The sequence below is a fragment of the Nocardia sp. NPDC004168 genome (assembly GCF_040610355.1).
GTDB classification, from domain to species: domain Bacteria; phylum Actinomycetota; class Actinomycetes; order Mycobacteriales; family Mycobacteriaceae; genus Nocardia; species Nocardia sichangensis.
Window position 1 is genome coordinate 1 of the sequence record NZ_JBEXME010000085.1, and the last position, 3953, is coordinate 3953.

A 3953-nucleotide genomic window follows, 5' to 3' on the forward strand; every position below is an offset into this window, starting at 1 on the left:
CCAACCCACGCCCACCTTCGCCACGCGCATGTGAACAGGCGAGTACCAACCCCACCCCAGCAGAACCAGACCCCGCGACAAACACACAAAAATATGTTCGTCACGCGCAAGCAGGACGTCGTGCGGCGCTGCACGGCGCTTAAGCTCACCCGTACCCGGGTGAAAATTGTCCCGTCCCAGCCGGGACTTGGTACGCCAAGATCACCGCCGGGTTCGACACCTGTCAACAACTCGTAAAGGCTTCAGGAGTTACCGACAGCACCAACGTGATCGATGACCAGCGAACATAAGATGGAACTGCAGGGTCGGACAGATCAACAGTGAATGTCATACGGATACGCACCCGCAGATATCCGCGATGAACCTTGGCATCACCGAAGTCTGCTCTGCGCGCTGAACAATCCCCGGCCCCGCCAGGCCTGGGACTGTCGGAACAACGGCTCTGGCTAACTTCCGGTGGTTACCCGGCTACGCCAGCAGGATCCGGTGTCGGAGTAGGTCGAAGCTGGCCCGGCCATACATTTGTCGCTTGATCAGCTTCGTCTTCGTGTTCACGCCCTCGATCGGGCCGTTGCTGTGGGCCACGGTCAGGCCGACGACCGGCGCGTCGTGGTCCTGGTCGAGACCGCGCAGGAACGGATCGAGTTCGGTCAGCCCCGCCTCGCGGACCTGTTTCATCCACCCGTAAACTCGGTGCAGGCGGAGACGAGTTCGTCCAGGTGACCCCGGCGGGTAGATCGGTGGGCCGACCCATGATCCAGGAGTTGAGCCGCCTCGGCGAGGGGCTGATACGGTCGTTTTGGGCGCGGCCTTGGTTGAGATATTTGTGCAGCAGGTTCAGGCTGCCGGTGTAGCTGAGGGCTTTGATCTTGTGGAACAGATGCAGCACCGCGACACCGGGCTCCTCGGTGCGGCGGTGGCGCAGATGGTCGCGGTAGGGGTCGACCAGGCAGGCGCGGTATTGCGGTGGGCGGCGCAGCTGGTCCGGCTCACGAACGCGGGAATAACGCTTCACCGTGTTCAGCGACAATCCCAGACGTCGGGCGCAGTCCAACAGTCCGACACCCTGATCGAGCAGATCGTGCACCGCATGTCAGCGTTGCAATGTCGTCGTCTCATGGGTGAGCGTTTGCCGTTTCGAGCCGGACGCAGCCCAACACCGTCCGTGCGCGGCGACGACATCTTTCACCGATCGGGCCAAGCCGTGCCACAGGTGCCAGCGGTCGCTGACCTGCAATGCGCCGGGCAGAGCGCGGCGGATGGCTTCGGCGTAGGTCGCCGATCCGTCACGAACGACGACGTCCACGCCGGGATGCTCGCGCAACCACGCTTCGAGGGTTTCGGACTTACGATCGCCCAGAACATCGACCCGTTCGTGGGCGAGGGCATCGATCACCGCTGTGCCGTAGCGATTTCGACGCCGCAGCGCGAAGTCGTCCACGGCTGACCACCCGAGGAGTCGGCCGGTGTGGGAGGGGGATCGGCAGCAGTACCCGAACTGCGGTGCGGCGGGATACCGAACCGGCAAGGCAGCCAGGAGCCGGACCGCGGCTCGTCCGGCCAGTTCTCTCACGACTGCCCGCACCTGACTGGTCAGCCGGGTGGTGCGCGGCTGGTACCGTTTGAGCAGGCCGGGAACTGCTCACGAAAGGTCCGGCAGCGGTGCGACGTCGGACAGACCAGCCGCCGAACCCGGCCCGCCCGACCACCAGGCGGCCATCGACTGGCAGATCGGCGACGGTCCGACGGTGATAGCTGTGGAGCTTCGCCGACGCCGCGCCGCAGCGCGAGCACACCGCAGGGCCCGGCGCCGTCCTGGCCCGCACAACGACCCTCGAACCCTCGTCAACAACGTCGTCGATCACCAGAGCTGACAAACCCAAGAACGCAAGTCCAACAGCGATATTTACCATACTCACCGAGGCATCATGCCGTCAGGACATAACCTTGAGCCACCGGAAGTGAGCCAGAGCCGTTGTTTCCGACACTTCCCCAGGCCTTGTTCACCGACCATATTTCTCTTGCATGGCCTCGGTGTGGTATCGGGCTTCCTGGTGTGCTTGGGTGGCGGTGATATCCCTGTCGGCGAGTTTCTGTCCGAGTTCTCGGGTCTTTTCGGCGTGTTCGGCGCGTAGTTCGGGGTTGTCCAGGGTCCATGCCGGTGGGTATTGGTGGTTCGCGGAGAAGCCTGCGTTACCGGTGAAGCGGTACGCGAAGGCGTCCATGACGGTCTTGGTAGAGGGGGCACCATCTATGCTGGGACGGTATTCGGCGTAATCGTCGGTGATGGCCAGCGCTTCTGCGGTGGAGCGGATTTGCAAGTTGTTCTCGTCCAGGGTGCGGCCGAGGACGCGGTCGGGTGAGTAGCGTCGCGATGTCAGGTCCTCGGGTACCAGGTCGAGGACGTCTTCCAGGGAAGATGGTTGCGCGAGTGTTTGCAGATCAACTCCAGCGATGCTTTGCACGAGGGGGTCGGGGTGGTGTTTGCCTGCCTGGGCTTTGGTTTGTTCGTCGAAGGCTGTTCCTTTGATCATCTCGTGTATACGATCAGCCCGGGCGGGTTCGTAGCCGAGGGATAGCGCGTGAGCGTGGGCGAGGTCGGCTGAGCGCAGTTCGTCGTATCCGTCCGGGTTGTTGCTGCGGCGGCCGTTGCCGTAGACGGCGTCGCTGTAGGTGTCCGCGGCGGCCGCGTCGAGCCGTTCGTGCGGGCTGGCGCCGATATTGCCCAGATGTTGTTGGAGCAGGCGCCCGTCTTCGGCGAGGCCGAATCCGTTATGGTAGGTCGCCGGAACACGGTATTCGGGTAGCTCGAGGTCGCCGATGATCTGGTTGACCTGCCCGACACCTGGATCGCCGTGCAAAGTCGATGTGATGTATTTGCCGTGGGCGGCCAGCCGGACCGCGACGCCGGCATCGGGATGGTTGAGTGCTGTGTCCGGTAGAAAGGACCGCACCGCCTGTATTTCGCGTTGCAGCACATGTCCGGTCAGTGGCGGCTGGTTGGGATCGAGTAATCGGGCCCTTATCAACGCGATGTCTGTGACGTCCTTGGGCAGCCTGCGTGCTTGTTTGAATGCGTACACGTCGGCAAGGCCGGCTACCTGAATTCCTTCCGGGGTGCGCCAGGCACGGCTGGCCAACTCCCTATGGCCGGGCTCGTGCCCTCGTTTGATGGAAACCTCAAGGTCGCCGTGTCTCAACATCCTGTACTCACCAGCGAATCGAACCTCCGACCAGCCGGGTTGCTCGCGCAGGTACCGGTAAGCGGCTTCGGGCACTACCAGATCGAGGCTGTGTGAGCCTCGAAGCGGGGCACCGAAAGCGGCGTTCATCGCGCTGCTGCCGGTGACAATCGCCTCCCGCGACATATTCCCCCCCAGCGGAGCGAGCCGGGCCGCGAGAGAGGACTGCCGCGACCCCGGCGAACGATCTCCCACCTGATCGGTGAGCCGCTCATTGGCCTTCACCCGTCCAGTCCCGGCACGCTGGATCTGATCTGCGCACTCGGGATCCACCTGCCGCGCCCACTGGCCGACATTCGCTAAACCATCAGCAGCCCCCCGAGATGGCTGTGCGCCTGCCGAACCCATTCGCGGCGCAATAGACCTGAGCTCTAGGACGATCTTGCGGAGCCACTCCGCTGGCCGCCTGCTCAGCGCCAGTCCTTATCAGCCCGGCCATCAACCTCGACCTCAAAGCCAAACAGCCTGCATTGCAACATATTTAACTTCTCCGGCATATCCATCGAAGCGTCAACGACGGGCGTACCCCGCATGGTTCCCGAGTTGTCTTCAGACCTGTTGGTTTGAACTCGATGCCGCCGAGCGGATCAAGGTGCCGATCGTGCAGCACAGGATCCACTTAGTGCCTGTGTATGAACTGATCATTTCGGGATCGGGTGGGTTGTGAGGCGGGCGAGTCGGCGCCGCATGACCAGGGTCATGGCCCACAGG

Annotated in this window: 1 protein-coding gene and 1 pseudogene; both read right to left on the reverse strand. The window is 63.2% G+C overall.

What is annotated here, in order from left to right:
• Positions 1 to 468 precede the first annotated feature (468 nt).
• Positions 469 to 1913: pseudogene (locus ABZW96_RS37355) on the reverse strand (ISL3 family transposase).
• A gap of 90 nt (positions 1914 to 2003) precedes the next feature.
• Entirely contained in the window at positions 2004 to 3467 is a 1464-nt protein-coding gene (locus ABZW96_RS37360; RefSeq protein WP_355081588.1) for a hypothetical protein, read from the reverse strand.
• Positions 3468 to 3953: the final 486 nt, after the last annotated feature.